At 56.1% G+C, this 1,360-nt stretch carries 1 protein-coding gene; it reads right to left on the bottom strand.

Translation table 11 applies throughout. The features are described from left to right. Nucleotides 1–53: 53 nt before the first annotated feature. Nucleotides 54–1,226, bottom strand: coding sequence for an IS4 family transposase (locus tag AWU77_RS02145; RefSeq protein WP_084617923.1), 1,173 nt, complete (start codon nucleotides 1,224–1,226; stop codon nucleotides 54–56). Nucleotides 1,227–1,360 lie beyond the last annotated feature (134 nt).

Below are 1,360 nucleotides of genomic sequence, written 5' to 3'. Positions count from 1 at the left end.
GCCCATGACTCCCGGCGCAGGCCCACTGCTGTCCGGAATAATTCGATATCTCTTCATTGGAGTGCTCCCTGCTGTGGCGCCACCTGCGTCTGCGTTCGTTTCGGACGCGTTCGGGGAGGTTGCATATCGGTGACCGGAGACTCGAACAGGGTAGCGCTGATCAGGCTGAGGCAGTGCCACAACGTTTGGGTAAGGCCATGGGCCTGCTTGTATAGCGCTATCAAGAGATATGCAATCAAGGCGGTCACGATCTGGATACGTACGGCATTGGGGCTTCGGCCCAGAAATGCTTTGATCTTCAAGTGCTGCTTGATCCACTTGAAGAACAGTTCGATCTCCCAGCGCTCCTTGTAGCGCTGGGCTATTTCTAGTGCGCTACTGTCGAGGTCATTGGTCGCTAAAACGAGCGGCGTTCCCTTGTCCGGACGGTGGATCGTGACGCGGCGCAGTTCCTTATCGTAGTGATTCAGACGCTGCTTACCTAGATGTGTGTACTTCAAGCGCACCAGTTCATCGCACAAGACAATGCCTTGGGCCTCGTCGCAGACAGGCAAATCGCCCACTGATTCAATCCCGGCGTTGCTCTTGAATCGGGTTACGAAGCGTGAGCCGGCCGCATCAATCTGTGCCCACCAGTTGTAATCGCAGTAACCCTTGTCGAACACGTAGAGCGTGTCGCTTTGAAGCGGCACCTGCCAGGCTTGGGTGACATCATTGACATTGGGTGCACTGAAGTCATACCAAAGCGGTGCGTGCGATGCAGTGTCCAGCAATACATGCAGCTTAATGCCCTGCGTGTTGCGGTTTCGATTCTCCAGCGTCCAGCTGTCGAACTCGCGTCCCTTGAGCGTGATCGAGGTCGAGTCGAGCAAGAACATCAACGGGGCCATTTCCTGCCGCAGCTTGCGCGAGACCTGCCCCATCAGCCACGTGGCAGTGTCGATGAAGACGGCGGCAGAGCGCCGCTCACTCGCGTCCGACAAGGTACTACGGTGAACGGCACTGGTATGTAGACGGCGGTGATGCATGCTGTGACTATTAAAACCCAACTCAAGTGCGCGCAGGCTGGGCGAACCACTCAGTTGCGCATACATCATTGCAACCAAGTGATCCCAGGGATGAAAGCGCTTGCATCCTTTGTCGGCATGGTGTCGCTCGACGCACCGATCAAACACGGTACGTGGCAACCCCTTTAAAACCGCATGAAAAGTGGTTATCGTGGACATGGTTGCGGGTTTCGGTTTTGAGTGTGAGAGCTCGGGGTTTTACAACCCCAAACCCCTACTCGCAACCCTTTCCCGTACCTTCCAGCAACTTCCCCTCAAATTATCCCGGACAGCAGTGGGCGCAGGCCGGGATC

It is taken from the genome of Cellvibrio sp. OA-2007, assembly GCF_000953825.1.
GTDB lineage: Bacteria > Pseudomonadota > Gammaproteobacteria > Pseudomonadales > Cellvibrionaceae > Cellvibrio.
The sequence above is the reverse complement of the archived record's forward strand: the minus strand, read 5'-3'. Positions and strand labels throughout refer to the sequence as shown.

What these genes read in the sequence shown, in the direction of transcription:
- AWU77_RS02145 (WP_084617923.1), bottom strand. Translation starts at nt 1,226, where the DNA reads ATGTCCACGATAACCACTTTTCATGCGGTTTTAAAGGGGTTGCCACGT.